The organism is Paenibacillus cucumis (ex Kampfer et al. 2016), from assembly GCF_019748695.1.
GTDB classification, from domain to species: Bacteria; Bacillota; Bacilli; order Paenibacillales; family Paenibacillaceae; genus Paenibacillus; species Paenibacillus polysaccharolyticus.
The window spans coordinates 143,581-169,296 of the sequence record NZ_JACLIC010000014.1; the positions used below are offsets into that span (position 1 = coordinate 143,581).

Sequence of the window (25,716 nt, forward strand, 5' to 3'; positions counted from 1 at the left end):
CCGTGTTGCCGAGGATCATGAAGCGCTTACAATGAGGAAGATTCATGACATTCATTGATCCAAGCACAAATAAATACGAAAAGGGGAGATCAAGAGTGAATAAAAGGTACATAAGCGGCTGTCTTGTTTTGTTGTTGTTATTCTGTGATCTGGGTCTGATCGCAAGGCCCGCAGAGGCGGCAAAAAATAATGTGGCGCTGAACAAAACGGTAACGGTCAGTTCCGATGAAAAAAGATGGGGAGGCGATAAAACGCATCTGGTAGATGGGGATGCGAGCACCTATTGGAGTACAGAAACGGGAGTAACTGCTGAAAAACCGGAGTGGGTCATCATAGATCTGGGTGAAACGTACAATCTATCCGGAGCGGAAATAACATGGAGAGACAGTACGGTAGTGAAGTATACGGTTGAAACGTCTGCTGACCAGCAGCATTGGTCTACCGTTACGGATCAAAGTGATAATGCAGATGCGAAACAGATTGCTGATCTGACATTTCAACAAAATAATGTACGATACATTAAGCTCAACATAGCCTTTTATAAAGAGGGCGGAGCGTGGCCACAAATATTGGAGTTCAAAGTGTGGGGAGAATCCGAAGGGATGGAACCAGCTAATATTATCGGTTTTGATTCCGTTCATGTGAGTACATTTGCACGAAGTGCGCCGGTTCTGCCGGGGGAAGTCAAAGCCAATTTTACGAATAATAAGTCGGGTCTCGTTCCTGTCACATGGGACAGCATTGATCCAACGAAATATGAAAAATCAGGTTCATTCTCTGTAACGGGTGCGGTATATGGAACTGAGAAAAAGCCTGAAGCGACGGTTGTTGTACAAGGTTATCGTTCTGATTATGTCAGAGGCGTTGATATTTCGACTCTTACGGCGATTGAAGCTAAGGGTGGGAAGTATCTGGATAGCAACGGCACCGAGCGGGACTTGCTTGATATTCTCAAAGATCGAGGTGTCAATTATGTACGTCTGCGGTTGTGGAATGACCCACAAAAATCAGGCGGCTATAACGATAAAGCTGACGTCATCACCATGGCCGTACGCGCGAAGCAAAAAGGGTTAAAGGTGCTGCTGGATTTCCATTACTCCGATGAGTGGGCACACCCGGGTCAACAGCTCAGACCGAAAGCGTGGGAAAAGTTAAGTTTCGAAGTGCTTAAGCAAGCGGTGTATGATTATACGGTTGAAGTCGTTGGGGATCTGAAGAAGGCAGGAGCCATGCCGGATATGGTGCAGATTGGTAACGAGATCAACAGTGGTCTCCTCAATGGACTAAGCAGCGATGTGAATTTTGAGGAAAATGCAGCTTTGCTGAAGCAGGGAATCAACGGGGTTCGCGCAGTTGAAGGAAACGTTAATGCAGCTGATCGGGCGAAGATCATGATTCATCTGGCTGAAGGTGGCAAGGCAGAGACATTCAAATGGTATTTTGAGGAGTTGAAAAAACAAGGACTGGGCTCCGATTATGACATCATTGGACTATCCTATTATCCGTTCTGGCACGGGACATTTGCCGATGTGCAGAAAACGATGAACGAAGTTTCAGCAGCCTTTGGGAAAGATGTCATTATAGCTGAAACGTCTTATCCGTTCACTTATAAAAACGGGGACGCGCATGGAAATATTATCGGTTCGGATCAAGCGCTCTTTCATGGTGGAGCCACATTCCCGGCAACAGTGCAAGGTCAATACGATGCCATCGCTGGCATCATGGATTTGATTGCCAATGTACCGAATAATCGCGGTGCAGGTTTCTTTTACTGGGAGCCGGCATGGATTCCGGCAGATGTAGGCTGGATTGCATCCGAAGGCGATGCGTGGGAGAACCAGGGCATGTTTGATTACGATGAGTATCCAGCGAATGGCGGGCATTCTTATGAAGGAAGAGCGTTATGGTCACTCGATGTGTACAAAAGAGGAATGGAACAGATGCCGACAGATCGGCAGCAGCTCGCAGCGGCACTGACACGAGCAAACTCGCTTGTAGAAAGTGATTTTACACCAGAAAGCTGGGGCAGTCTGGCTCCTGCAATTGTTGAAGCTAAAGGGGTATACGCCAAAGCGTATACGTCAGGTGGTGTGAGTCAAGAGGAAACCGATGCTGCATCAGCATCTTTGGAAAATGTGATGTTACAGCTCGGCGTGATTACACCAGAACTGGAGCCACTTCAAGCGGCAATTGCAGAAGCAGAGAAGATTCAACGGAATAACTGGTCGGATGCAACATGGAGCGTATTCAGTAAAGCACTGGAACATGCAAAATCCGTTGTGGCTAACTCACGAGCTACTCAGACTGATGCAAATAAAGCGGTAGAGCGTCTCGAAGCAGCCATTAAGGGCTTGTCTGACGTGGATAAAACAGAACTGCACCAGTACATTCAGCTCATGCAGCTGGAAAATGAATCTTCATATACACACCGCAGCTGGTCAGTTCTACAGCAAGCTTTACAGGCTGCTATTCAGGTGAGAGACCAAGCAGATGCGATGCAATCTCAGGTAAATGCAGCACTGGATACATTAAAACAAGCTTTTACAAATCTGGTTAAACTAAAAGCCTTGACCACGGGTAAAACCACTACTGCATATAGTAGTGCTGGAAATGGAGGCGGTAAAGACAACGCCCCGTCAGGTGCAATTGATGATAATCCAAATACGTCATGGGGAACGGATCAGGGCCCGGGTAACGATACTTGGTGGAAGGTGGACTTGGGACAGGTTGCCAATCTTCGGAAAATTGAAATGTCGATGTGGAGCGGTGGGATCAAATACAGAATAGATGTCTCCGATGATAATGAGCATTTCAAGACCGTAGTGGATACAACCAGTGATGTTGTCGTATCGACATCCCCAAGTCATGTTCTCCCTGAGGGAACAGATGGGCGTTATATTCGTGTAACCATTACAGCTGGTCCGACATGGGTTGGATTCATGGAATTTGAGGCATATGGCACAATTCCGGGTGACAGGACCGTATTGAAATCAACCGTTGCATCTGCGGAAGCATTGAAACAAACGGATTACACGGCCTCAAGCTGGAGTGTGTTCAGTAAAGCGTTGGGGCAAGCGCAGCAGTTGGTTCTGGATGCGGAAGCTACAGAAGAAGAGCTCACCAGTGCGGAACAACTTCTGAAGGAAGCCAGGGCACAATTGGCACGTCAGACGACAAATCCGGGCACAGGACAGCCATCTCAGCCTAGTAATCCGTCCGGGTCATCGGCACCTTCAACAAGTACGGACAACCCATCAACTACTCCTCAGCCAACACCTGGTAGCGAAACTGCGAGCGGTTCTATTATTGTAAAAGGAACAGCAACTGGAGATGGCACATATGCGGTGCGTCCAAGTACAGCGGAGCTTGCTCAGGCCTTGAAATCAATGGACACAGGTAAACGTACATTGAAGCTGGTAGCCGATGTACCTGACAGTTCCAAAACAGTGAAGTTCCAAGTACCAGCAGGTCAGCTCTCTACATGGGTTCGTTCGGAGGAAGTGCAAGCCATTGAGGTGGTTATGGGCCAAACGACAGTCCGTATCCCGCTACAATCCCTGCCGCTCACGATTGCGGAGACCGCGGGTACGTTTGATGTCGTCATTGCACAAGGCTCCACAACGCAAGTGTCTGCTGCGAAGCGAGGTAATATTGGCAATCATCCTGTAGTTGATGTGCAGATGCTGCTCAATAATAAGTCAATCCAGTGGGCTGACAAAACGGTGGAAGTGCTTTTGGCCGATGTGCAACCAGTCAAAGCAGGTCACACGGTCATGGTTGTCAACTCCATCTCAACAAACGGTGAACTCCATCCTGTGACGTATACGAAGTATGAGCAGACCACAGCTACGATGGCATTCAAGCCGTCTAAGCCTGGAAGTTACGTTATAACCAATATTGAAGTGCCGTTAACCGACTTGCAGCAACATGCCTGGGCAATTCAAGAGGTTCAACATCTCTATAGCAAAGGCATCATCGCGGGAATGAGTGACACACGTTTTGAACCGCAGGGTGAACTCACCCGTGCCCAATTTTTACAGATGCTCGTTAAAGGGATTGGCAAAACAAATCTCACTGATTCTTCGGCTACCCAACTACCGACAGACGTCAAGTCAGATCAATGGTATGCGGATGCGGTTCGCGCAGGTCTTGCAATGAACATTATTCAGGGCAGAGCGGACGGAACATTCGGTGCGAATGATCTCATTTCCCGGCAGGATATGGGTGTTATGCTACATCGAGCGATGGAAGCAGCAGAACGTAATAACAACTCTGCTACTGTAAACACGGGTCAGATGAAGTTCAGAGATCAAGCAGATATTGCCGATTATGCCAAAGACGCCGTGGCATTCATGTCGCAACTGGGTGTGCTAAACGGCTTGCCTGATAACACATTTGCTCCCAAGCAAACCGCTAATCGTGCGCAAGGCGCCGTTGCAGTAGCGAGATTGATGGAACAGCTGTATTAGAAACGGTAACTTGATTTAATGGAAAGTAAATAACATGTAGACAAGAAAGAGGTCGAATCCAAGATTCGGTCTCTTTTTTCGTGCGGAATTTGTTAATGTCGTATTGACAATATCGAGATTGTTTGTTATCATTTCGATAATATCAAAACGACATTAATAAGAAATGAGGAATGAGCCATGTTTGGATTCCGATTTGTAAAGTTTCAGCCGAGTGAATATGTTATGAAAGTGAAGAACGGCAAGGTACAGCGCCAAGGCGTGGGCTTATCTTTTTATTATTATGAGCCGACGACTTCGGTTGTTGTATTGCCTGTTTCTTCGGTGGATGTGCCGTTTATGTTTGAAGAGATTACAGCGGATTATCAGACGGTTACCGTACAGGGACAGCTTAGCTATCGCATTATGGATTACAGCAAAATTACACAGAGCCTGAATTACACGTACAATTTGCGCAAAAATCAATATATGTCTGACGATCCTCACAAGCTGGATCAGCGGGTGATTACCATAGCAAAAGTGCTCACGAAGAAATATTTGGAGCAGTTGCCGTTAAAAGAAGCGATTCAATCCAGCGAACGGCTTGCCAGCAACATGAAACGAGAGGTCGCACAACATGAAGAGTTGGAAAAGCTGGGCGTAGAGCTGATGAATCTGTCCATTTTGGCTATTTTGCCTAATAAGGAAACGATGCGTGCGCTGGAAGCACAGGCGCGGGAAGAAATTCTGAAGCAGGCCGACGAAGCTTTATATGTGCGGCGCAATGCTTCCATTGAGCAGGAACGCCGTGTGAAAGAAAATGAACTGAATACCGAGATTGCGGTGGAGACGAAGAAACAACAGATTCGGGAAACCCAATTACAGGCCGAACGCTCGGTGAAACAGAAGCAGAACGAGATGGAACAGGAGCAGCTCCAGTTTAATACCGCGATGGAAGAGCGCAAGCAACAGTTAATCGAGCTCACCATTGCGAATCAGAATGCGGAAGCGGATGCCAAAGCGTATGAGATTGCAGCAGTCATGAATTCGCTTCAGCATGTACAGCCGAACGTATTACAGGCCATGGCCAATATGGGCATGAATTCGGATAAACTGATTGCACTTGCGTTCCAGGAACTGGCCGAGAATGCTGGCAAAATCGGACAGCTGAATATCTCACCAGATCTGCTACAGGGTCTGATGGCACCAGCAGAAGGAAGAGGTAAGGGAGGGGCAACACGATGATTGTTGGATGGGGGAAACAAACCAATCTATCCGCTTCCAGAACACGGTTTATACGATCCAGTCGAGTTAGTCAAAACGTGTCAGATAATCAAGTCAATCTGGTGAGTCGGGCAAGTCAGACAAGTGAGACAAATGAAACAAGTGAGACAAGTCGAAAAATTCAAAAAAACCAAAAAATTCAATAATGGTTTTCCTCAAGTCAAAGGGAAAGCGGGAGGTGGAATCACAGATGGTTAAGATAAATGAACCCATGAGTGAGCATAAATTAATTTTGGTTAAGCGCAGAACCCGGCTGGAGGAATTGATTGTACGTTACAACACTGTACAGCAGGCTCAGTTTTACATTGAACGTCTTGGTGCTGACTTTAGCGATTACGTCGAGGAAGATCGCCGTTACAAGCAATCGATACAGCTTGCTCAGCAACAACTGAGTCAACTTGGACGTGTTCAGATGATTGACCGGGAGCATGTGCCAAACTTTATTTTTGGAGAGCGAGATATTGTGGTAGTGGTCGGACAGGATGGTCTGGTTGCCAATACGTTGAAATATGTTACCGAGCAGCCGCTTATCGGCGTGAATCCAGATCCGATGCGGTGGGACGGGGTGCTGTTACCTTTTACAGTGGAGGATTTAAGCTTCATTGTTCCAGACGTGATACGTAGACAGCGCTCGCTTAAGGAAGTCACCCTTGCCAAAGTTGAGCTGAATGACGGGCAGGTGCTGTACGGTGTCAATGATCTCTTTATTGGTCGGAAGACACATGTATCTGCCCGTTATGAAGTGCGTTTGGGAGCCTCCACTGAAAATCAATCATCCAGCGGTATTATTGTATCTACAGGCATGGGATCAACCGGATGGTTTAAGAGTGTGCTGGCTGGTGCCTCAGGTATTGTCCGTTCAGCGGCTTGGCAACATGTGAGCAGGGGGAAGCACCAGCAATTGACTAGTGATGAAAGATCAGTTGATTTAAGAGGAACGGCTTCTGAGGGAGGATTGAACAAGAACGAGTTTTCGTGGGATTCCCCTTATTTATATTTTACGGTACGTGAACCGTTCCCGAGTCGAACCACGGCGGCAAATCTCGTGTTTGGACAGATTCATGCGAAGCAACCCCTTCACATTGTTTCACAAATGCCGGAGGATGGAGTTATTTTCAGTGACGGGGTGGAGCATGATTTTCTGGAATTTAACTCGGGTGTGCACGCAACGATTGGTTTGGCGGAAAAGAGAGGACAATTGGTAATATGAATGAGTTTCTTCTATTATAATATGGATATATATTATATTGGTATTTGTTCTTGTATTTACTGATATATAAAACAAGTGATATTTTAGAATGTAAATCCTGAATTCACGCCTGCATTTTCTTGATTTGAATCAAGGAGTTGCAGGTTTTTTTGCGTTAAGATGAATACATAACCAGAACAAATACAGGAGGATGATGATCATGAGTATCACGTCATTACAAGAAGTTAAAGCATACAGTACGGAACGTTTCACGAAACGGGTGTTGTTTCAACAAGGAGGCGGTGTAACCTTCATGCTTCATTTTCTGCCAGGACAACAGCTTCCCGTTCACAAACATCCTGGTGCAGACCTCACGTTGCTTGTTGTTGAAGGCAAGGGCACACTGATTCTGGACGGAGCAGAGCATGAGATTCAGGCAGAAGATGTGGTATCCTGCGGAGGAGAGACAGAATTCGCATTCCATAACACAAGTGATGCGGAAGTTCGTTTGTTCGTGGTATTGAATAAAGTGCCGGAAGCTTCTTACGCCAAGGATATCTAATATCCGATAGAGCCGGATGAATAATAGGGAATGGGGACTCCGCGAGGAGTTCTTTTTCTTTGGTGAAGTGCCTCTCCTTTCCGTGTGAAAAGGAACACATATAAAAACGTACCTTGGCCTGACTGGATCAGAGCATGGGTACGTTTTTTCGGGTATTGATGTTCATCAGACAGAGTTATTTGGACATATATCCTTGTGCCGACATCCTTAATTATAAACACCTGTTTAAAAATATCCGAGCATTTCTTTGGCTTCTCTGGACATCAGCTGCGGAGACCATTGCGGTTCCCATACCACCTGTACGTCAATATCGGTTTTGTCGGTATTTTCTTGTAAAACCCATTTCACCGCACCAACGATGGTGTCATGCAGTGGACATCCTGGCGTAGTCAGCGTCATTCGCACCTGAATGCGCTCAGGTTCTTCCTTTACTTCATACACAAGGCCGAGGTCAACGATGTTGACACCAAGCTCCGGGTCATATACTTCTTTTAAATACTCTAGTAACTGTGAGGTTTGTTCCATCTTTTCCACGCTCCAATCCATCTTGTTAACGTCTGAATACCAAGGCTATATTTGAAATATACACGATAGAGATCATAGACAGTAATGTTCCGCCAACCATCATCACTTCCGCCAAATTAATCAGAATACCGCTGACTAAGAGCAGACTGGCTGCGACCATCGCAAGTATTCCATGATTGATCCTTTTTTCACTTAACATGCCAGCCATGAGTGGAGTACCAGGACGTCCGGCAAGCTTACCATATTTATGGGTCCACCATAGAAAAGGCACGATTTTGGAAGCATACCCGAGAATCGTCAGAGATACCCAGCCTCCAAGGTATACCCAGCCAGTCAGAAGCACAACGCGTGAATCAAGGAGTAGCTCTACATCTTGCGCACTATAGATTAACAAAGCCATGGAATATACGGCCAAAGCGCGACTTACGTAAACCGTCCAGCGGATTCCGGGTCCAGGGTTGCTTTTATGCCGTTTCTCCTGAATTTGCTCCAGATGGTATACGTAACAGATCAGTGCTCCTGTCAAAAGCAAAAGCGCCAACCAGAGCAAGCCACCTTGGATACCAGTCAGGAATGCGATCACTCCTGTAATAACAGCAGCATTCCACAAGATTAGTACGATTTTTTGAAGTCGGATAGAGAAATCATGGGACAAATAAAACATCGGCAGCATTTTGTAACTGAATCCGGTAATTAACATGCCAAACCATCCAAGGGTTCCCATCCAGATATGTGCGCCAAACAATCGTTGATGCAGACCATTCCAGTCGCCAAAAGCGAAATTCAGTCCCATCAGCATGCCGGATAATCCGGTAAGTACAAGGTACAGACAGGCACATGCTGCACTGATCGTTACGGGATTCCAAATGGAAGCCCGGAAGAGGGTGACAGCCATGTTCAAGCCAAATAACAAGATGCCGGATAGTGCAAGCGTTGCTGAACCTGCAATCCAGATTACATCTGTGCGAATAAAACCAATCAACATGCCGGTAGCACCGAAAGTGAACAAGAAATAGTGACAGTAACCAAGCACTGTACTATATATATTCGTTTGTAAAATGACATGTATCAACTGATAAACGGCACCCATCGCCAGCATGGTGGCCCATCCGAGTACGAACAAATGCGCATGAAACCAGCCTTCGGGTCCCCTTAATTCATCACCTAGCCAGCCTGTCAATGAGAGCAAGGAGAAGGCGTGATACATTACAAATCCAACGATGCCCGTGATGATAAAAAGAAACGGCAACCTGGACATGGCTTTCGCCCCCTTACCCTTTTTCAATTCTGACTTTGGCTGTGCCATCCGTCTGGTCCTCAACGGTGTAGAGACAACCGAGCTGATTCAGTTCCTCGATCAAAAAAACGGGTACGCGGTCATTATGAATAAGTACAACTTCTCCCGGTTTGCAACGTTCAAGTGCAGCTAATGTGCGCATCATTGGCTGGGGCGGCTCCAGTCCGCGATTGTCCAGTACAATGGTTGGCTCTTTCAGTTCCTGTGTTATGGGCTCATCTGACAAGACCTCGGATGTCGAAGTTTCAGCTATTGCTGGAGGTTGCCCTTCACAGGAATTCATGGCATCCTCTGAACCCGAATCCTCAATCGACGATGAAGTTAATTCAGTTCGAGCCAACGTATTGGATTGAACCGCCGCAGAAATCTTCTCTGCAGCGGTTTTATTTTTTTTATGCACAAATGTGGTCACCCAATGATTGGATTCCAGACGCTCCGATGTACTGGAGTATCCTTTCATTTTCAGAATGCCAAGCAATGGAGTCGGCTTAAACGGCGCATGCAGGACCAATACATCTTCGTGTTTCAGTTCTTTAACGGTATCCATAATGAGCTGAAAAGGCTCCAGTTTTTTGCTCAGATGAGGGCGTACGTCTAGTTCAACAATATTAACGTCGGTTTCAAGCATGAACGTTCACATCCGTTTCGGTGCTGACTGCCGTAGCTGCTTGCGTCTGCTGAACCAGCTTGATCGAAGATTCATATAAAGCGGCCATGCCTCCGTACAGGGCATAGAAGAATGAATCAGGTGCATCCAGGGAGAAGGAGAGATAGGTTTTGGGGTCCATCTCAAGCACACGCTCAAACAGTTTCGCACTGTCATAGGCATAAAAGCAGAAATGAGTGAATTCGAACACGGGCATTTTCTCGTAAATCGTAATGATCTCCTGTGCAAAGGCTGCCTGCTCACGCTGAGCGATCTGAATCATGGATACAGCATCTTCGAGTCCCAGCGTCAGACGCAGTGTAGTCTCGTTAATGATTTCAACATGCGCCATTCCCGTTCAACTCCAATCTATCGTTTAGTGATTTTGACCTGAAACGTTATAGGACCTTGTTCGATATATTCCCAGTCAAAGCCGTCAGGATGTGTCGATTGAAACTGGAAGCGGAGCGGTTTTGGATCGTGATCGTTAACGAGTAACATCGCTTCCTCAGGCTGAAGAGCTTCAAACGTTTCAAAGATAATTTTATGTTTCAAATGAGGTGGATACTCTGTGGCATTAATGGTTGCAGCGTATGTGTTCATGGGTCATTCCTCCAAATTGGGATTAGTGTGGTGTTGCAACTTGATTATAGAAAAGCAGACAGCGAGGCTGTGTGAGCCTGCTCACACCTTTATTTTTGTCATAATCTCGCCTTATTTGGACTGAAATCCTGTTCGGAAAAGGCTTGCGGAGCTTTCATAAATGTGCAACTGTGCGTTATGTTTCAGTTCTTGTGATATTTTGCACAGTTAGCAAAGCCAGACATCATTATGCTTAGCCCATGATTGACAATACATGTGAGGAAGCGAGTGTTCTCCTTTAGCGATGTCATGACAGCACCCAAGAGAAAGGAGGTACGTGTATGGAATCAAAACTAATAGACCCTTTTGGACGTGTGCATGATTACTTGCGTATATCCGTTACGGATCGTTGCAATCTGCGGTGTGTGTACTGCATGCCGGAAGAAGGAATGCAGTTTGAACCGACAGAACGCATTTTGTCCTATGAAGAAATTACATCGATTGTCCAGGCACTTGCTCCGCTAGGCATACGGAAACTGCGATTGACTGGCGGAGAACCTCTCGTTCGCAAGGGGCTGGATCAACTGGTTGCGATGTTATCCGCTATTCCAGGGATTGAAGACATTGCATTGACAACCAATGGCATATTTTTGGCTGCTCATGCCGAGATGCTGAAAGCTGCAGGTCTGACACGCGTGAACATTAGTCTGGATTCGCTCAAGCCGGAGCGATTTGCGCGTATTACACGGGGCGGTAAGGTACATCGCGTGCTGGAGGGCATCAAAGCCAGTCAAAAGGCCGGATTCAAGCCCATCAAGCTAAACGTTGTACTGATGAAGGGTGTAAATGACGATGAGGTGGAGGATTTTCTACGCATGACGCTGGAAGCTCCAATTGATATTCGTTTTATTGAATACATGCCCATCGGAGACAGTGGAACCGGTTGGAAGTCGAGTTATTTGCCGCTTGAACATGTACTGAAGACTTGCGGAACCAAGTGGAACTACGAAAGTTGCGGTGATGTGTATGGCAATGGCCCAGCAGATAGTTACCGGATCGTTGGAGCCGCTGGAACATTCGGGCTGATTCATCCGGTCAGCAGCCATTTCTGCGGTAGCTGTAACAGGCTCCGGTTAACGGCCGACGGTAACATTAAGCCTTGTCTGTACTGGTCGGATGAGTACAATGTTCGCCCGCTCGTTGGTGACGACAAAGCGGTGCAGGATTTATTTTACAAGGCACTCGGCTCCAAACCCGAAACTCATGACATGGTAAAAGCCTTAAAAGGGCAAGAGATTAACGGAACACCTACGCTGCGGCATATGTCGCAGATTGGAGGATAGGAAGACCAGCATCAACAGGTCACAATTGTGGGAGGACAACAATGAGCAGCAAAAGCATGCCCTGGATGGGCAAACTGAAGTATTTTGCCAAACGTGAAAAAAACGCGGAAGGCTGGAGTGAGATGTCCCCGGTAAACCGGGACTGGGAAGATGTGTATCGCCGTCGTTGGCAGCATGATAAAGTGGTGCGTTCCACACACGGCGTGAACTGCACGGGTTCGTGCAGCTGGCAGATTTATGTGAAAGATGGCATCGTGACATGGGAAACACAGGCGACGGACTATCCATCAACCGGACCTGATATGCCTGATTTTGAACCGCGTGGATGTCCGCGTGGAGCAAGCTTCTCATGGTATCTCTATAGCCCATTACGTGTGAAATATCCTTACGTGCGTGGCGCGCTCTTGGAAATGTGGCGTGAGGCTCTGAAAAATCATGGTGATCCAGTAAAAGCATGGCAAAGTATCGCGAATGATCCGGTCAAAGTGAAGAGATACAAATCGGTACGCGGTAAAGGTGGACTGGTTCGTGCATCATGGGGCGAAGTAACACAGATTATTGCTGCTTCCATGATTCATACGATCAAAGATTACGGCCCTGACCGTATCATTGGTTTCTCGCCGATTCCAGCGATGTCCATGGTCAGTTACGCTGCTGGATCCCGTTTCTTGTCTCTGGTAGGTTCACCATTGCTCAGTTTCTATGACTGGTATGCGGATCTGCCCCCGGCATCCCCGCAAATCTGGGGAGATCAGACAGACGTGCCGGAGAGTAGCGACTGGTACAACTCAGGATACATTTTGGTCTGGGGTTCCAACCTGCCAATGACCCGTACACCGGATGCCCATTTCCTTGCTGAAGCACGTTACAAAGGAACCAAAGTGGTATCCATCAGTCCGGATTATGCGGAATATGTGAAGTTTGCAGACACATGGATGTCCGTAAAACAAGGTACAGATGGAGCTCTTGCCATGGCAATGGGGCACATCATCCTGAAAGAATTTTATCTGGATCATCCTACGGATTACTTCATGTCCTATGCGAAGCAATATACAGACTTCCCGAATTTGTTGATTGTCGAAGAGAAGGATGGCGTGAACACTGCAGGACGATTCCTGCTTGGGGAAGACCTGGGCATCCAGGGCAACAACATGGCATGGAAGACCCTCGTATATGACGAAAATACGGCATCCTATGCGATTCCAAAAGGCAGTATGGGCTTCCGCTGGGGTGAAGAAGGTACATGGAATCTTAAAATGGAACAGGTGGGTACCGGCGAGCCGATTGATCCAAGACTTTCCATGCTCGGTGTGCACCATGATCTCGTAACCGTGCAACTGCCTTACTTCGATGACGAAGGAAGTCACGTAATGGAACGTCAAATCCCGGTTCGCCGCATCTGGGTTGATGATCGCTGGATTACGGTTACTTCAGTTTACGATCTCGTGCTGGCGAAGTACGGGGTTGATCGTGAAATGACTCGTTCAGCAGACTCTACTGAAATCGTTGCAGGAGTCGTTCTGGAAGCGGAAGAGGATAAACCATTTACACCTGCTTGGCAGGAAAAAATCACCCGGGTTGACCGGGATACCGTCGTTCAGATCGCACGTGAGTTTGCACAAAATGCCGTGGATACACAAGGTCGCTCTATGATTATTATGGGTGCCGGCATCAACCACTGGTACAACTCTGACGTGATCTATCGTGCCATTATCAACCTGCTACTGATGACAGGTTGTCAGGGGGTTAACGGTGGTGGTTGGGCTCACTATGTAGGTCAGGAGAAACTGCGTCCAGCGGAAGGCTGGCAGACGATTGCGTTTGCGCGTGACTGGAGTGGACCTGCGCGTTTGCAAAATGGTACATCCTTCTTCTATTTTGCAACAGATCAATGGAGATATGAGGAGACTAAGGTCGGAGAGCTGACCTCGGCACTTGAGGGTGATCCGCGCTTCGAGCACGTTGCTGACTATAATGTTATGGCTGCACGCATGGGCTGGCTTCCGTCTTATCCGCAATTTAACCGGAACTCGATTGATTTGCATCAGGATGCACTGGATGCGGGAGCAAAAACGAATGAAGAGATCGGAGCTTACGTGGCATCCGAACTGCAAAATAAAAATCTGAAATTCTCCATTGAACAGCCTGATGACCCGGCGAACTTCCCGCGTGTGCTGTTTGTCTGGAGAGCAAACCTGATCTCAAGCTCAGGTAAGGGACATGAGTATTTCCTCAAGCATTTGCTCGGTGCCACGAACGGATTGCTGAATGATGATGATCTGGGACTTCGTCCAGAGCATGTGGAGTGGGTGGATAATGCTCCGGAAGGCAAGCTGGATCTTATGGTCAATATGGACTTCCGGATGGCGGGCACAGCAATGTATTCCGATATTGTATTGCCAGCAGCGACATGGTATGAAAAAAGCGATTTGAGCAGTACGGATATGCATCCGTTTGTACATCCGTTTAACCCGGCGGTAGCCACACAATGGGAATCCCGTTCAGACTGGGATACGTTCAAGGAGATTGCACGTGTGTTCTCCGAAATGGCTGCACAGCAGTTCGATGGTCCGTTGAAAGAGATTTTGACTACACCACTGCTGCATGATTCACCGGATGAACTCGCGCAGCCGTATGGTGAGATCAAAGACTGGAGTGCTGGAGAATGTGAAGCTATTCCGGGCAAAACGATGCCGCATATTCAGGTCGTAGAACGTGACTATGCTGCGGTCTACAACAAAATGATCAGCCTCGGGCCGAATGTGAAGGATAAACCGATTGGTACGAAGGGCATCGCATGGTCTGCGAGCGAAGAATACGAGAAGCTGAAAGGCATTTTGGGTGTGAATCGCAAAGACGGCATTGGACAAGGATGTCCTGATCTGAGTTCAGATCGCAACGTTGCTGAAGCGATTCTGACGCTGTCCACCACAACAAACGGCAAGATGGCTGTACGTGCTTGGGAGTCACTTGAGAAGAAAACGGCACTGCACTTGAAGGATCTGGCAGAAGAGCGCTCGGAGGAGTGTTTCACATTTGATGAGATTACGTCAAAACCGAAAACAGTCATCACATCACCAGCCTTCAGCGGATCGGAAAAAGGTGGACGACGGTATTCACCGTTTACAACCAACGTAGAACGTCTGATTCCATGGCGTACATTGACGGGCAGACAGCAGTTTTATATCGACCATGCGATGCTGCGTGAGTTCGGTGAGACGCTGGCGACCTTCAAACCGATTCTGAAACATACACCGTTCCATCCAAACAGTAAACGTCCGATCGAGGGCGGCAAAGAAATCGTGCTGAACTACATGACACCGCATAACAAATGGTCTATCCACAGTATGTACTATGATGCACAGCCGATGTTGACCTTGTTCCGTGGCGGCCCAACGATCTGGATGAATCATGAAGATGCTGAGGACGCCGGTCTGGTGGATAATGACTGGATCGAATGTTTCAACCGTAACGGGGTCGTTGTGGCAAGAGCAGTCGTTACACACCGTATTCCGCGCGGAGTAGCCTTTATGTATCACGCTCAGGACCGTCACATTAACGTTCCGGGTACGAAAATATCACAGACACGCGGTGGTACGCATAACAGTCCGACTCGTATTCACGTGAAACCAACACATATGATCGGTGGTTATGCCCAGTTAAGTTATGGTTTCAACTATTATGGCCCGACAGGCAACCAGCGTGACCTGAACGTCATCATTAGAAAACTGCAGGAGGTGGATTGGCTTGAAGATTAAAGCACAAGTCAGTATGGTCATGAACCTGGATAAATGTATCGGATGCCATACATGCAGCGTTACATGCAAGAACACCTGGACGAATCGTCCAGGTGCAGAGTACATGTATTTTAACAATGTCGAAACGAAACCAGGTGTCGGTTATCCGAAACAATGGGAAGATCAGGAGCGTTATCGCGGCGGCTGGGAGATGAAAAATGGCAAGCTGGAGCTGAAATCCGGTACACGTGCCAGACGTTTGCTTAACATTTTCCACAATCCGGATCAACCAACGATTGACGATTACTACGAGCCTTGGACTTATGATTATGAAAAATTGACCAACAGTCCAGAGAAAAAACACCAGCCGGTCGCAAGGCCGAAATCCCAAATCACAGGAGAGTACATGAACCTCGAATGGGGTCCAAACTGGGAAGATGACCTTGCCGGTGCTCATATCACGGGGATGCAAGACCCGAATATGAAAGGTGTCGAGGAATCGATCAAAATGGATTTTGAACAGGTATTTATGATGTACCTGCCGCGCATCTGTGAACACTGTCTGAACCCGTCTTGCGTGTCCTCTTGTCCATCAGGTGCCATGTACAAACGGGAAGAGGACGGTATCGTACTGGTTGACCAGAATGCCTGTCGTGCATGGAGGTTCTGTGTATCCAGTTGTCCTTACAAAAAAGTATATTTCAACTGGCAGACGAACAAAGCCGAAAAATGTACACTATGCTTCCCGCGGATTGAAGCGGGTCTGCCAACGATCTGCTCCGAAACTTGCGTAGGACGTATCCGTTATATCGGCCTGATGCTCTATGATGCAGACCGCATTGAAGCGGCAGCATCGGTTGAGAATGAAAAGGATCTGTATGAGTCACAAATGGATGTTTTCCTTGATCCGAATGATCCTGATGTCATCCGTGAAGCACGGGCAGCAGGCATTCCAGAGGACTGGATTATAGCAGCGCAGCAGTCCCCGATCTACAAAATGGTGATTGACTGGAAGATCGCACTTCCACTGCACCCTGAATACCGCACGATGCCAATGGTATGGTACATTCCGCCGCTGAGCCCGATCACGAACCGGGTAGAAGGCCAAGGAAGTTCGCTGGAAGCAAACGATATTTTCCCGGCGATTGATAACATGCGTATTCCGGTTGAATACCTGGCGAACCTGCTTACTGCTGGAGATACAGGACGTATTCGTGAAGTACTGCGCAAAATGGCTGTAATGCGGATTCATATGCGTAACCAGCAAACCGGCAAAACAAGTGAGTCCGACCTGCTGGATATGGTAGGCATGAGTGCGCAGGAAGTTGAAGATATGTATCGTCTGCTCGCTATCGCGAAATACGATGATCGTTTTGTGATCCCACCAGCTCACCGTGAGGAAGTGGCGGATCTCTTCAGCGAACAAGGCAGCTGCGGTCTTGACTTTGCAGGCGGCCCGGGTTCTTGCGGCGTATTCTCATAGGAGAGGAGACAACAACGATGACAATTGATATCGATCCAGAACCAATCGTTAAGCCGGTGTACGACACGGAAACAAGACGAATGGTCTGTAAACTGATCTCCTATCTGCTGCAATATCCGGATACCGAGTGGAGAGAGGGATTAAAAGGCGTACAGGAAGCCGTTCTTTCGATCTCTGATGAAGAAGTGAAGCAGACCGTGTTAACCTTCATCAGTAATGCACAGGCTTTAGATGCTATTCGGTGGCAGGATGCCTACGTACGTTCGTTTGACTTTGATAAAAAATCGAATCTATATCTGACATATGCTTTACATGGTGATGAGCGAGATCGCGGACCTGCACTGATTGATTTGAAGCGCAGATATGAAGCGGCTGGTTTCTATATGGAAGCTACCGAACTCCCGGATTACTTGCCCATGGTGCTTGAATTCATTGCCGAGGCTCCTGAGCAGGATGCCATTGGAGTTCTGGATAGTTGCCATAAAGCACTGGTATCGATGACCGAAAGTATTGCAGGACAAAACAGTCCATACGGGCCGCTCCTTACGCTGATGTTACAGGTGATGCCCGAGCCGTCTGTTTCGGACGTACCTGAACCAAGCAAAGAAGAAAAGAAACAACCGCTTGGCGGTCTGAACGAGATCGTTGAGCTGATGAGGAGGGGCAGTCGGTGAGTACACTGGAATTCATGTTATGGGGTGCTCTCCCGTATATGGTCATCGTGTTTTGTATCACGGCGACCATCTGGAGATATGTAACCAATCCGTTTAGTTGGACATCCAAATCAAGTGAGATGTTGGAGAAACGTATGCTGCGATGGGGAAGTTTACTCTTCCACATCGGCATTTTCGCCGTCATCTGCGGACATATTGCCGGTTTGCTTGTACCTATCGAATTTTACCACTGGATCGGTCTGAGTGACGAAGCCTATCATATGGGCGCTGTGTTCGGCGGATTACCGGCAGGAATTATTGCATTTGCTGGTTTGGTTATTCTGTTGGTACGCCGCTATACGGCTCGAAGAGTGCGCGCAACAAGCAGCGTTGGGGATTGGCTGGCTCTTGCCATGTTGATCATTGTTATTGTGACGGGTATTTTGGCAACTTCAGCCAATGCGGTAAATCACAGTGGGTTTGATTATCGTACAACGATTAATCCATGGCTGCGAGGACTGCTGGTCTTCCAACCTGATCCGGCTCTGATGCAAACTGTGCCCATGAACTTCAAAGTTCATATCTTACTTACATTTGTGCTGTACTGTGTGTTCCCATTCACACGTCTCGTTCACATGCTGAGCATGCCACTTGGATATCTCAGACGTAGCTACGTGCTGTATCGCAGAAGAGACGGGGCCGTGTATCCGAATCAGAATCAAGAACAACAAAAGGAAAGGGCGATGTAAATGCAGCAAAAAGGTAAAGTTCAACTGCCCTTGCAAACCGCAAGTCTGATTCTCGGTTTCATGGTATGGGTGATTCTGTCATCACTCATGCCTTTCATTAAAGAAGACATCGTACTTACGTCATCACAACTGGCTTGGGCAACGGCCATTCCGGTATTGATCGGTTCGATTGCCCGTATTCCGATTGGGTATTGGACGAACCGATACGGGGCACGTAACATTTTCATGATCAGCTTTGTATTGTTACTCGCTCCAGTATGGTGGGTAAGCCGCGCAACATCTTTCAGTGATCTGGTCATTGGGGGATTTTTTCTCGGGATCGGTGGAGCTGTGTTCTCTGTTGGAGTAACCTCGTTGCCGAAGTATTATCCCAAAGAGCGTCACGGTTTTGTTAACGGGATCTATGGTATTGGTAACCTGGGTACGGCGCTTTCGGCGTTTGGAGCTCCTTTGGTTGCTGCTCAGGTGGGTTGGTCCAAGACCGTATTATTTTACAGTATTCTTTTAATTGGTATGGCGGCACTCAACTTTGCTTTGGGAGACAAAAAAGAAACACGTGTCACCCTTCCTCTGATGCAGCAGCTAAAAGAAGTATCACGCAATAACAAGCTATGGCTCTTGTGTCTTTTTTATTTCCTAACGTTTGGTTCATTCGTGGCATTCACCGTCTACTTGCCGAACTTCCTCGTAACCAATTTTCAGATGGATAAGGTTGATGCCGGACTTCGCACCGCAGGATTCATCCTGGTCGCAACGATCATGCGTCCGGTTGGCGGATGGCTGGGTGATAAATTTAATCCGTTTAAAATATTAATGTTTGTATTTGGCGGATTGACGGTAGCGGCGATTGTGTTATCTTTCGCGCCATCCTTCTATATCTATACCGTGGGCTGTCTGACTGTAGCACTTTGCGCGGGGACAGGTAACGGTACGATTTTCAAATTGGTGCCAATGTATTTCGTCAAACAAGCGGGTATCGCTAATGGTATGATCTCAGCTATGGGTGGTTTGGGTGGTTTCTTCCCTCCATTGATGCTGACACTGTTGTACAGTATGACAGGGCATTATGCGATTGGATTCATGGCGTTATCCCAGATTGCACTGGTAAGTCTCGTGCTTGTCATCTGGATGTTCTATCAGGAGAAACTTCAACTGTCTGCCAGCATTTTGGAGAATACAATTGAAGCGATTCTGGTGACGGATACGAACAGTGTTATTCGTTCTGTGAATCCAGCCTTCACGGCAGTTACAGGTTATTCAGCTGAAGAAGCGGTAGGACAGAAGCCAAGCATGCTGAAATCAGGCAAGCAGGATAAAACGTTCTATGATCAGTTGTGGCAGGAACTGCGTGACAAAGGATACTGGCAGGGAGAGATCTGGAACCGGAAGAAAAACGGTGAGGTCTATCAGGAATGGCTTAGTATTACAGCGATTCGTAATGAAGCTGGGGAAGTCAAATATTACGCCGGTATGTTCAGTGACATGAGTAAACCCGATCTTACGATTGCCTGAGCGAATCACATAAACGGAACAGGTTTTGAAAAAGTGATCCAACATACAGCAAGAGACCTTAACTTGATTTACAGTAGTTAAGGTCTCTTTTTGCACAAGTGGCAGTCTCCGCACTCGGATAGAAGAAGAGGAAAGAAGAAAGAAGAAAGAATAAGCAAAATGCATGCAGCGCCTTATCGTTGCGTTATGCTCAGGCGTCTCGTTGTTCCTTTAAAGCTTGCAAGTTATGAATGATGATGCGACTACGATCAACCTCAAGCAACTCATCTTTCGCAAGCTGGTTCAGCAGCCGATTGGCTGTCTCCCTTGTCGTTCCTATGGAATTGGCAAATTCCTGGTGGGTCATGGGCAGATTGATGACAATCTTATCTGCTTGTTGCTGACCATGTTGCTCTGCCAGCATGAGAAGAAAGGAGAGCACACGATTACGCACATCCTGACCGGAAAGCACTTGTAACTTATCTTGTAATTCGCGTATTTTATCGCCAAGTACACGCATAATTTTGATGGCAATGGAAGGTGTGCTGAGCATGAGCCGTTCAAAATGGCGGACAGGGATCGCTAGCAGACTTGTCGGCGTAATCGCAACAGCGGTAGCGGGATATGGGTGCGCATTGAAAAATCCGGTATGTGGGAACATATCTCCTGTTTTGAGAAAGGAGACAATTTGTTCATGTCCATTCTCGTCTGTTTTGTACGCTTTGACAATGCCGGTACGGATGAAGAACACCGCTTCTTTTTCACTGCCTTCACTAAAGATCACTGTTTTTTTGCTGATGCTGCGGGATATGGCGATTTCTTCAACTTGTTTCAACTCTTCAGGGCTGAGATCCTGAAATATAGGGAATTGCTGCAGGAATTCTGCTGCGTTTTCTTTATTTACCCGAGTCATACGAGTTCATCCTCTCTAAAGCTCTAATTTTGTAATGGTAAATCGGATAGGAGGTTATGATTGAATATGAAAATCAATGCAAGTACGAACCTAAAACCAATCGTTATCCCTCATGAGCACGGTGGGTGGGCGATGGTTAGTGTGCCTTTCCTCGTCGGTGTGGCGGCTAGTAGCCCCCAGTGGCTTCATGTGCCATTGTTCATAGCCTGGCTTGGCCTATATCTGACCGCATATCCTTTGCTGCAATCGCTCAAACGAAACGCGAATCGGCATCGCTTGTACACATGGGCCGCCATATACGGCACGGTAGCTTTGATCTGTCTCATCCCAGCCGTCGTTGGGCAATCCTCGCTGTTATGGTTTGGTCCTATGCTCGTAGGATTGCTCCTGGTCAACATCTGGCATGTGAGACATAAGGCAGAGAGGTCATTGACCAATGACCTGTGTGCGATGTTAGTGTTCTCCCTTGGCGGAGCAGCAGCTTATTTAATTGGCAGTGGTGAATGGGATTATGGCATGCTGATTGTTGTATTATTTTCCTTTTTACATTTTACAGGAAGTACGTTCTTTGTGAAATCTGTCTTTCGGGAACGCAACAATCCTCGCTGGATCAGGTTGTCACGTCTTGTGCATGTTATACTGCTATTCATTCCGGCTATCGTTGGATATCCATGGATGGGGCTGGCCTTCGTCTATTCTGCTGCGAGAGCGTTTCGATATGCAGGTCAAACTCTACGTCCAATGAAGGTGGGTATCATTGAAATCATTGGAGCGGTGCAGTTCCTGCTCTGGTTCATCCTGCTATAAATCACATCATGTTATCATAACGTGATTTAAGTCCACATCAGGTGACATAGGTCACATCGTCATCGGATTGACATAGAATGATGCTGAACGTTTACTAACAATGAAGACATGCCCAGGGACAAGAATATATTCCCGTTGAAGTCGCTATTCAAAAAAACGTTACAGGACAGATCGTTTACAGCGATCAGTCCTCTAACGTCTTATGCCTACCACGACATATTGCCAAAGGTTGACGCCGGAATCAGCAATAAAGCATATATCCGTTTTTGCAGCCAACATCGACCAAAAAATGTTCACCAAGTAAGTAAAACGCGAGCAATAGGTGTTTATTTCCAGTATAATCGGATAGGGGGAATTGTACATTTTTTCGGGGGAAGATCTTAAGTATGAGTATAGAAAAAAACAAGCGGAGCTAGTACAATTACATTAGAAATTGTAAGCGCTTGCTTTTATTTCAGAGGGAGGTACGATGCATTCAATGAATTACCGTAATCCCGTAACCGCCGGATATTTGAGCGCTATTTCCGGACCGAGCAGGAAGGCCTACACGCTGGACGATGAGGGGCCTACCATGTTCGCGTGCCTCAGCAGTCCCATCTCATGATGGAGACGTTCTTAGTTCTGAACTTCACGCCTCGGGCAACGGTATAAAGAACGCTAGTCCTGCTTATTATGAAGGATTCTATTATTCCAATACCAAAGGAGATGCCTTATGAATCAACAACATTTACCTAAGCCCCACCAGCCGCTTGTAACCCACATCTTCACTGCGGACCCGTCCGCCCATGTCTACGAGGGCAAAATCTATATCTATCCTTCCCATGACCTTGATCATGACGAGCCGAGCAACGATAATGGTGACCAGTATAAAATGGAAGACTATCATGTGCTCTCGATGGACAACTTCGATTCCCCGGTAGTCGATCACGGCGAAGCGTTGCATCTGAGAGATATTCCGTGGGCTTCCAAGCAGCTCTGGGCTCCGGATGCTGCTTATAAGAACAATACCTATTACCTGTTCTTCCCGGCACGTGATCATGACGACATCTTCCGTCTGGGTGTGGCAACATCAGATTCTCCGGCAGGGCCGTTCACGCCGCAGCCGAATTACATGGAAGGCAGCTTCAGTATTGATCCGGCCGTACTGGTGGATGACGACAATCAGTCATACATCTATTTCGGCGGACTCTGGGGCGGCCAGCTGGAGAAATGGCAGACCGGAAGCTTCGTGCCAGATGCAGAAGGCCCGGCTCCTGACCAGCCGGCGCTTGGACCACAAGTTGCCCTGCTCAGCGACGACATGCTGTCCTTCCAGGATAAACCTGTCGAGATATCCATTGTCGATGAAGATGGGAATCCAATTCTGGCCGGGGATGAGGAACGGAGATATTTTGAAGGCCCATGGATGCATAAATATAACGGCTATTACTACCTGTCCTACTCTACAGGAAGCACACATAAGCTCGTATATGCGATCGGCAAGAACCCGATGGGGCCGTTCACGTTCAAGGGTGAGATTCTCTCTCCGGTTATCGGCTGGACAACCCACCATTCCATTGTGCAAGTCGAAGACAAGTGGTATCTGTTCTATCACGACAGCTCCCTGTCGGAAGGCGTCAACCACAAGCGCTGCGTTAAATATTCCGAGCTGAAATACAACGAAGACGGAACGATCCAGAAGATCAATCCTTATCCGGATGCCGAGTAAGCTGGCGGGTTAGCGGAAACAGATCAGATTACAAGATACGGCATGACATGAGGCAGCTCCTGATGGGGCTGCTTTCTTTAGCATACAGCGCAGTCTGAAAATAGAATCTATTGAAACAGGTGATTGTTTTTAATCTGTCACGCCGGGTTAATGGGAGATAAAACGATCTGGAAAAGGGAGGGCCTACCCGAATGTGGACTGCATTGATGTGGGGCGGCATCTCCGCCTCAGCGGTTGTAATTGGTGCTCTTGCCGCATTATTCATGAAGATTCCGAAAAGGGTTATCGGTTGGATTATGGCTTTTGGAACAGGCACGCTGATTGGTGCAGCAACGTTTGAGCTTCTTGGAGATGCATTGAATGATGGAGGAATGTTGCCAACTGCTGTCGGTTTTACCGCAGGAGCTGTGGTGTATACCCTGTTTGATTGGCTCATCTCGGCCAAAGGCGGGTCCAATCGGAAACGTTCCAGCAAAAAAGATTCAAGCCAGCAAAGTGGACTCGGCATATTTGCAGGCACAGTGATGGATGCCATTCCCGAATCGATCATGCTGGGTGCCAGTTTGCTAGCAGGAAAAGGTGTCAGTGTGGTGCTGGTGGTATCGATCTTTGTCAGCAATATTCCTGAAGGGTTATCGAGTACGGCAGGACTGAAAAATAGCAAATATAGCAAAGGCAAAATTCTACTGATGTGGCTTGGTGTATTGCTGATCTCTGCCCTTGCCGCAATGGGCGGGTATCTGTTTCTGGAACAGCTTCCGAAGGAGATCGGAGCAGCGATTGGAGCTTTTGCCGGAGGGGGTATCATAGCTATGCTCTGTTCAACGATGATGCCTGAGGCTTTTGAAGAAGGAGGGCCTGTGGTCGGGTTGATCGCATCGATGGGACTGCTGGTGTCCTTGCTGCTGGATATTTAGTTTGGGTGTACTCTGAAACATCATATAAAACTCTTATCGTATCAACCCGAAGTCTCACATCTATCAAAGCAAAAGAGTATCCTCATCAGTTCAATTCTGAATGGGATACTCTTTTCTTGTAGATTGATGGAGTTTCAAATTTAAATTGAAATTAATGACCCGAGCAGCTTCCGCCGCAGCCACAAGCTTCTTTACCCAGTTCTTTGGCTTCGGGCAGTCGATTTAATTCAACGGATTTTGTAAAATAGTTGCTGATCTGCTGATGTAATTGACTGAATTCACGCTGTGCATAAATAAATCTGCGAATCAACGGATGATCGTAAAGCGCTCGTTCTTCCTCTTCGTAGATTTTAATCTCGGATTCGAGCAACTCAATATTTTGACGTTCTTTTTCTTCAAGGGCCTGATGTTTCTCCATAAAGCGTTCATACTGCTCTGTCGCTTGTTCATCTGCGGCAAATTGGTCGATCATCTCACGCATCTCTTTGTAGCCTTCATCCTGTAACAATAGGGAGCATAGCTCCTGCATTTTATGCATAATGAGTTGTTTGTCCAATTTAACAACGGTAGTCGTCATAAGGTTAGCCTCCTGAAAATTCTATTCTTGTTATTCACTTTATACTGTAAATGAGACGTTCACTGTGACGATACTCACAACCTGGGTTAAATAGTTTACATATGCAAGCAGACGATGAATCAATCAGGAGATCATATCTTTCAACTCTTGTAGCTGCAGAATCCGAATTTCATTGCCGTTTACTTGAAGCAGCATTTGATGTTGCATCATGTTTAATTTCCGGCTTAACGTCTCTGGAGTAATTCCTAAGAGCAAGGCTATATCCTTTTTGAAAACAGGCAGTCGGATCTCAGGATTAGCATGATTCCGGGTATGGAAATCGAGAAGAAGCTTTGCAATTTTCTGCTCCGTCGTCATAGCGCTGAGGGAGCTATTCCACTCATCGGTCTCATTGAGTAGACGGGTGATGGCAAGCAGGAAATGGTAAGCAAGTTTGGGGTCTTGCTCAAGTAATTGGTCGAAATCCTCTTTGCGGATAGAGCATATCGACGAGGTCTCAAGAACCTCCGCATTCGATTGATGCGGTGTCTGATGTAGTAATGAATTCTGTCCGAAAAAATCACCGGAGAACAAAAAGCGAATAATATGTTCTTTACCATTCTCATTATACTTGGAGAGCTTTACACTGCCTTGATGTATCACAAAGAGGGTGTCTGAACGTTCGCCTTCTTGCACGATATATTCTCCTTTATGATATTTTTGGGTATGGAGAAGCGAGGTCAGCAATGTAGCGTCCGCAGGGTCCAGATGCTGAAAAAGCGAAACTTTGGTGAAACAGGCATCGTTTTTTCCATGGGTACAAATCATT

The 25,716-nt window shown here is 47.1% G+C and carries 22 protein-coding genes; 14 read left to right on the top strand and 8 right to left on the bottom strand.

Annotated elements, in window-relative coordinates:
* Nucleotides 1-95 precede the first annotated feature (95 nt).
* From H7T88_RS09505 to H7T88_RS09525, 5 genes are all read left to right on the top strand, one after another.
* Entirely contained in the window at nt 96-4,469 is a 4,374-nt protein-coding gene (locus H7T88_RS09505) for a glycosyl hydrolase 53 family protein (protein ID WP_221788238.1), read from the top strand.
* 177 nt (nt 4,470-4,646) lie between these two features.
* On the top strand, nt 4,647-5,690 hold the full coding sequence (locus tag H7T88_RS09510; RefSeq protein ID WP_154957531.1) for an SPFH domain-containing protein: 1,044 nt from the start codon (nt 4,647-4,649) through the stop codon (nt 5,688-5,690).
* Nucleotides 5,687-5,875: a hypothetical protein gene (locus H7T88_RS09515; protein WP_221788241.1), complete on the top strand. Its 189-nt coding sequence runs from the start codon at nt 5,687-5,689 to the stop codon at nt 5,873-5,875. Before H7T88_RS09510 ends, H7T88_RS09515 begins: the two co-directional genes overlap by 4 nt.
* A gap of 44 nt (nt 5,876-5,919) precedes the next feature.
* On the top strand, nt 5,920-6,939 hold the full coding sequence (locus H7T88_RS09520; RefSeq protein WP_260510804.1) for a diacylglycerol kinase catalytic domain-containing protein: 1,020 nt from the start codon (nt 5,920-5,922) through the stop codon (nt 6,937-6,939).
* 199 nt (nt 6,940-7,138) lie between these two features.
* Nucleotides 7,139-7,480 (top strand): cupin domain-containing protein, encoded by a 342-nt coding sequence (locus H7T88_RS09525; RefSeq protein ID WP_090917019.1) that lies wholly within the window; start codon nt 7,139-7,141, stop codon nt 7,478-7,480.
* A gap of 225 nt (nt 7,481-7,705) precedes the next feature.
* On the opposite strand, the gene H7T88_RS09530 is transcribed toward H7T88_RS09525, so the two are convergent.
* The 5 genes from H7T88_RS09530 to H7T88_RS09550 are packed head-to-tail and all read right to left on the bottom strand — an operon-like array spanning nt 7,706 to nt 10,551.
* Nucleotides 7,706-8,005, bottom strand: a complete 300-nt coding sequence (locus H7T88_RS09530; RefSeq protein WP_154890560.1) for a metal-sulfur cluster assembly factor — start codon at nt 8,003-8,005, stop codon at nt 7,706-7,708.
* A 25-nt stretch (nt 8,006-8,030) separates the two neighbouring features.
* Nucleotides 8,031-9,263, bottom strand: a complete 1,233-nt coding sequence (locus H7T88_RS09535) for a hypothetical protein (RefSeq protein ID WP_221788243.1) — start codon at nt 9,261-9,263, stop codon at nt 8,031-8,033.
* A gap of 13 nt (nt 9,264-9,276) precedes the next feature.
* Nucleotides 9,277-9,930, bottom strand: a complete 654-nt coding sequence (locus H7T88_RS09540; protein WP_221788245.1) for a DUF2249 domain-containing protein — start codon at nt 9,928-9,930, stop codon at nt 9,277-9,279.
* Nucleotides 9,923-10,300, bottom strand: a complete 378-nt coding sequence (locus tag H7T88_RS09545) for a hypothetical protein (protein WP_221788246.1) — start codon at nt 10,298-10,300, stop codon at nt 9,923-9,925. Before H7T88_RS09545 ends, H7T88_RS09540 begins: the two co-directional genes overlap by 8 nt.
* A gap of 17 nt (nt 10,301-10,317) precedes the next feature.
* Entirely contained in the window at nt 10,318-10,551 is a 234-nt protein-coding gene (locus H7T88_RS09550; RefSeq protein ID WP_090917009.1) for a DUF2249 domain-containing protein, read from the bottom strand.
* A 320-nt stretch (nt 10,552-10,871) separates the two neighbouring features.
* On the opposite strand from H7T88_RS09550, the gene moaA reads away from it, so the two are divergent.
* Genes moaA through H7T88_RS09580 form a run of 6 tightly spaced genes read left to right on the top strand, consistent with a single transcriptional unit; the run spans nt 10,872 to nt 20,007 of the window.
* Nucleotides 10,872-11,873, top strand: a complete 1,002-nt coding sequence (gene moaA, locus H7T88_RS09555; RefSeq protein ID WP_090917008.1) for a GTP 3',8-cyclase MoaA — start codon at nt 10,872-10,874, stop codon at nt 11,871-11,873.
* Between the two features lie 41 nt (nt 11,874-11,914).
* Entirely contained in the window at nt 11,915-15,631 is a 3,717-nt protein-coding gene (locus tag H7T88_RS09560) for a nitrate reductase subunit alpha (RefSeq protein WP_312027599.1), read from the top strand.
* Nucleotides 15,621-17,093, top strand: coding sequence for a nitrate reductase subunit beta (gene narH, locus H7T88_RS09565; RefSeq protein WP_221788248.1), 1,473 nt, complete (start codon nt 15,621-15,623; stop codon nt 17,091-17,093). The genes H7T88_RS09560 and narH overlap by 11 nt, the downstream gene beginning before the upstream one ends.
* A gap of 17 nt (nt 17,094-17,110) precedes the next feature.
* On the top strand, nt 17,111-17,767 hold the full coding sequence (gene narJ, locus H7T88_RS09570; protein ID WP_221788250.1) for a nitrate reductase molybdenum cofactor assembly chaperone: 657 nt from the start codon (nt 17,111-17,113) through the stop codon (nt 17,765-17,767).
* 14 nt (nt 17,768-17,781) lie between these two features.
* Nucleotides 17,782-18,495, top strand: coding sequence for a respiratory nitrate reductase subunit gamma (gene narI / locus H7T88_RS09575; protein ID WP_221788286.1), 714 nt, complete (start codon nt 17,782-17,784; stop codon nt 18,493-18,495).
* Complete coding sequence (locus H7T88_RS09580) at nt 18,496-20,007, top strand: nitrate/nitrite transporter (protein ID WP_221788251.1); 1,512 nt, start codon at nt 18,496-18,498, stop codon at nt 20,005-20,007.
* A gap of 190 nt (nt 20,008-20,197) precedes the next feature.
* Here the strand turns inward: H7T88_RS09580 and H7T88_RS09585 are convergent, their stop codons facing one another.
* Entirely contained in the window at nt 20,198-20,899 is a 702-nt protein-coding gene (locus H7T88_RS09585; RefSeq protein ID WP_090916998.1) for a Crp/Fnr family transcriptional regulator, read from the bottom strand.
* Between the two features lie 66 nt (nt 20,900-20,965).
* Between H7T88_RS09585 and H7T88_RS09590 the strand changes: the two genes are divergently transcribed.
* The 3 genes from H7T88_RS09590 (at nt 20,966) to H7T88_RS09600 (ending at nt 24,331) form a co-directional block, all read left to right on the top strand.
* Nucleotides 20,966-21,706 carry a YwiC-like family protein gene (locus H7T88_RS09590; protein WP_221788287.1) on the top strand — a complete coding sequence of 247 codons (741 nt, stop codon included), beginning with the start codon at nt 20,966-20,968 and terminating at the stop codon, nt 21,704-21,706.
* Nucleotides 21,707-22,418: 712 nt separating this feature from the next.
* Nucleotides 22,419-23,414: a glycoside hydrolase family 43 protein gene (locus H7T88_RS09595; protein WP_154957525.1), complete on the top strand. Its 996-nt coding sequence runs from the start codon at nt 22,419-22,421 to the stop codon at nt 23,412-23,414.
* Between the two features lie 191 nt (nt 23,415-23,605).
* Nucleotides 23,606-24,331, top strand: coding sequence for a ZIP family metal transporter (locus H7T88_RS09600; RefSeq protein WP_090916992.1), 726 nt, complete (start codon nt 23,606-23,608; stop codon nt 24,329-24,331).
* Nucleotides 24,332-24,482: 151 nt separating this feature from the next.
* Here the strand turns inward: H7T88_RS09600 and H7T88_RS09605 are convergent, their stop codons facing one another.
* Nucleotides 24,483-24,908, bottom strand: coding sequence for a YlbF/YmcA family competence regulator (locus H7T88_RS09605; RefSeq protein WP_154890551.1), 426 nt, complete (start codon nt 24,906-24,908; stop codon nt 24,483-24,485).
* Between the two features lie 123 nt (nt 24,909-25,031).
* A complete protein-coding gene (locus H7T88_RS09610; protein WP_145413236.1) occupies nt 25,032-25,715 on the bottom strand; it encodes a Crp/Fnr family transcriptional regulator in 684 nt (227 codons plus the stop codon).
* Between the last annotated feature and the right edge of the window lies 1 nt (nt 25,716).

Excerpts from the sequence above, each read along its gene's own strand:
- H7T88_RS09510 (WP_154957531.1), top strand. The coding sequence starts at position 4,647 with ATGTTTGGATTCCGATTTGTAAAGTTTCAGCCGAGTGAATATGTTATG.
- H7T88_RS09515 (WP_221788241.1), top strand. The coding sequence starts at position 5,687 with ATGATTGTTGGATGGGGGAAACAAACCAATCTATCCGCTTCCAGAACA.
- H7T88_RS09520 (WP_260510804.1), top strand. The coding sequence starts at position 5,920 with ATGGTTAAGATAAATGAACCCATGAGTGAGCATAAATTAATTTTGGTT.
- H7T88_RS09525 (WP_090917019.1), top strand. The coding sequence starts at position 7,139 with ATGAGTATCACGTCATTACAAGAAGTTAAAGCATACAGTACGGAACGT.
- H7T88_RS09530 (WP_154890560.1), bottom strand. The coding sequence starts at position 8,005 with ATGGAACAAACCTCACAGTTACTAGAGTATTTAAAAGAAGTATATGAC.
- H7T88_RS09535 (WP_221788243.1), bottom strand. The coding sequence starts at position 9,263 with ATGTCCAGGTTGCCGTTTCTTTTTATCATCACGGGCATCGTTGGATTT.
- H7T88_RS09540 (WP_221788245.1), bottom strand. The coding sequence starts at position 9,930 with ATGCTTGAAACCGACGTTAATATTGTTGAACTAGACGTACGCCCTCAT.
- H7T88_RS09545 (WP_221788246.1), bottom strand. The coding sequence starts at position 10,300 with ATGGCGCATGTTGAAATCATTAACGAGACTACACTGCGTCTGACGCTG.
- H7T88_RS09550 (WP_090917009.1), bottom strand. The coding sequence starts at position 10,551 with ATGAACACATACGCTGCAACCATTAATGCCACAGAGTATCCACCTCAT.
- moaA (WP_090917008.1), top strand. The coding sequence starts at position 10,872 with ATGGAATCAAAACTAATAGACCCTTTTGGACGTGTGCATGATTACTTG.
- H7T88_RS09560 (WP_312027599.1), top strand. The coding sequence starts at position 11,915 with ATGAGCAGCAAAAGCATGCCCTGGATGGGCAAACTGAAGTATTTTGCC.
- narJ (WP_221788250.1), top strand. The coding sequence starts at position 17,111 with ATGACAATTGATATCGATCCAGAACCAATCGTTAAGCCGGTGTACGAC.
- narI (WP_221788286.1), top strand. The coding sequence starts at position 17,782 with ATGTTATGGGGTGCTCTCCCGTATATGGTCATCGTGTTTTGTATCACG.
- H7T88_RS09580 (WP_221788251.1), top strand. The coding sequence starts at position 18,496 with ATGCAGCAAAAAGGTAAAGTTCAACTGCCCTTGCAAACCGCAAGTCTG.
- H7T88_RS09585 (WP_090916998.1), bottom strand. The coding sequence starts at position 20,899 with ATGACTCGGGTAAATAAAGAAAACGCAGCAGAATTCCTGCAGCAATTC.
- H7T88_RS09590 (WP_221788287.1), top strand. The coding sequence starts at position 20,966 with ATGAAAATCAATGCAAGTACGAACCTAAAACCAATCGTTATCCCTCAT.
- H7T88_RS09595 (WP_154957525.1), top strand. The coding sequence starts at position 22,419 with ATGAATCAACAACATTTACCTAAGCCCCACCAGCCGCTTGTAACCCAC.
- H7T88_RS09600 (WP_090916992.1), top strand. The coding sequence starts at position 23,606 with ATGTGGACTGCATTGATGTGGGGCGGCATCTCCGCCTCAGCGGTTGTA.
- H7T88_RS09605 (WP_154890551.1), bottom strand. The coding sequence starts at position 24,908 with ATGACGACTACCGTTGTTAAATTGGACAAACAACTCATTATGCATAAA.
- H7T88_RS09610 (WP_145413236.1), bottom strand. The coding sequence starts at position 25,715 with ATGATTTGTACCCATGGAAAAAACGATGCCTGTTTCACCAAAGTTTCG.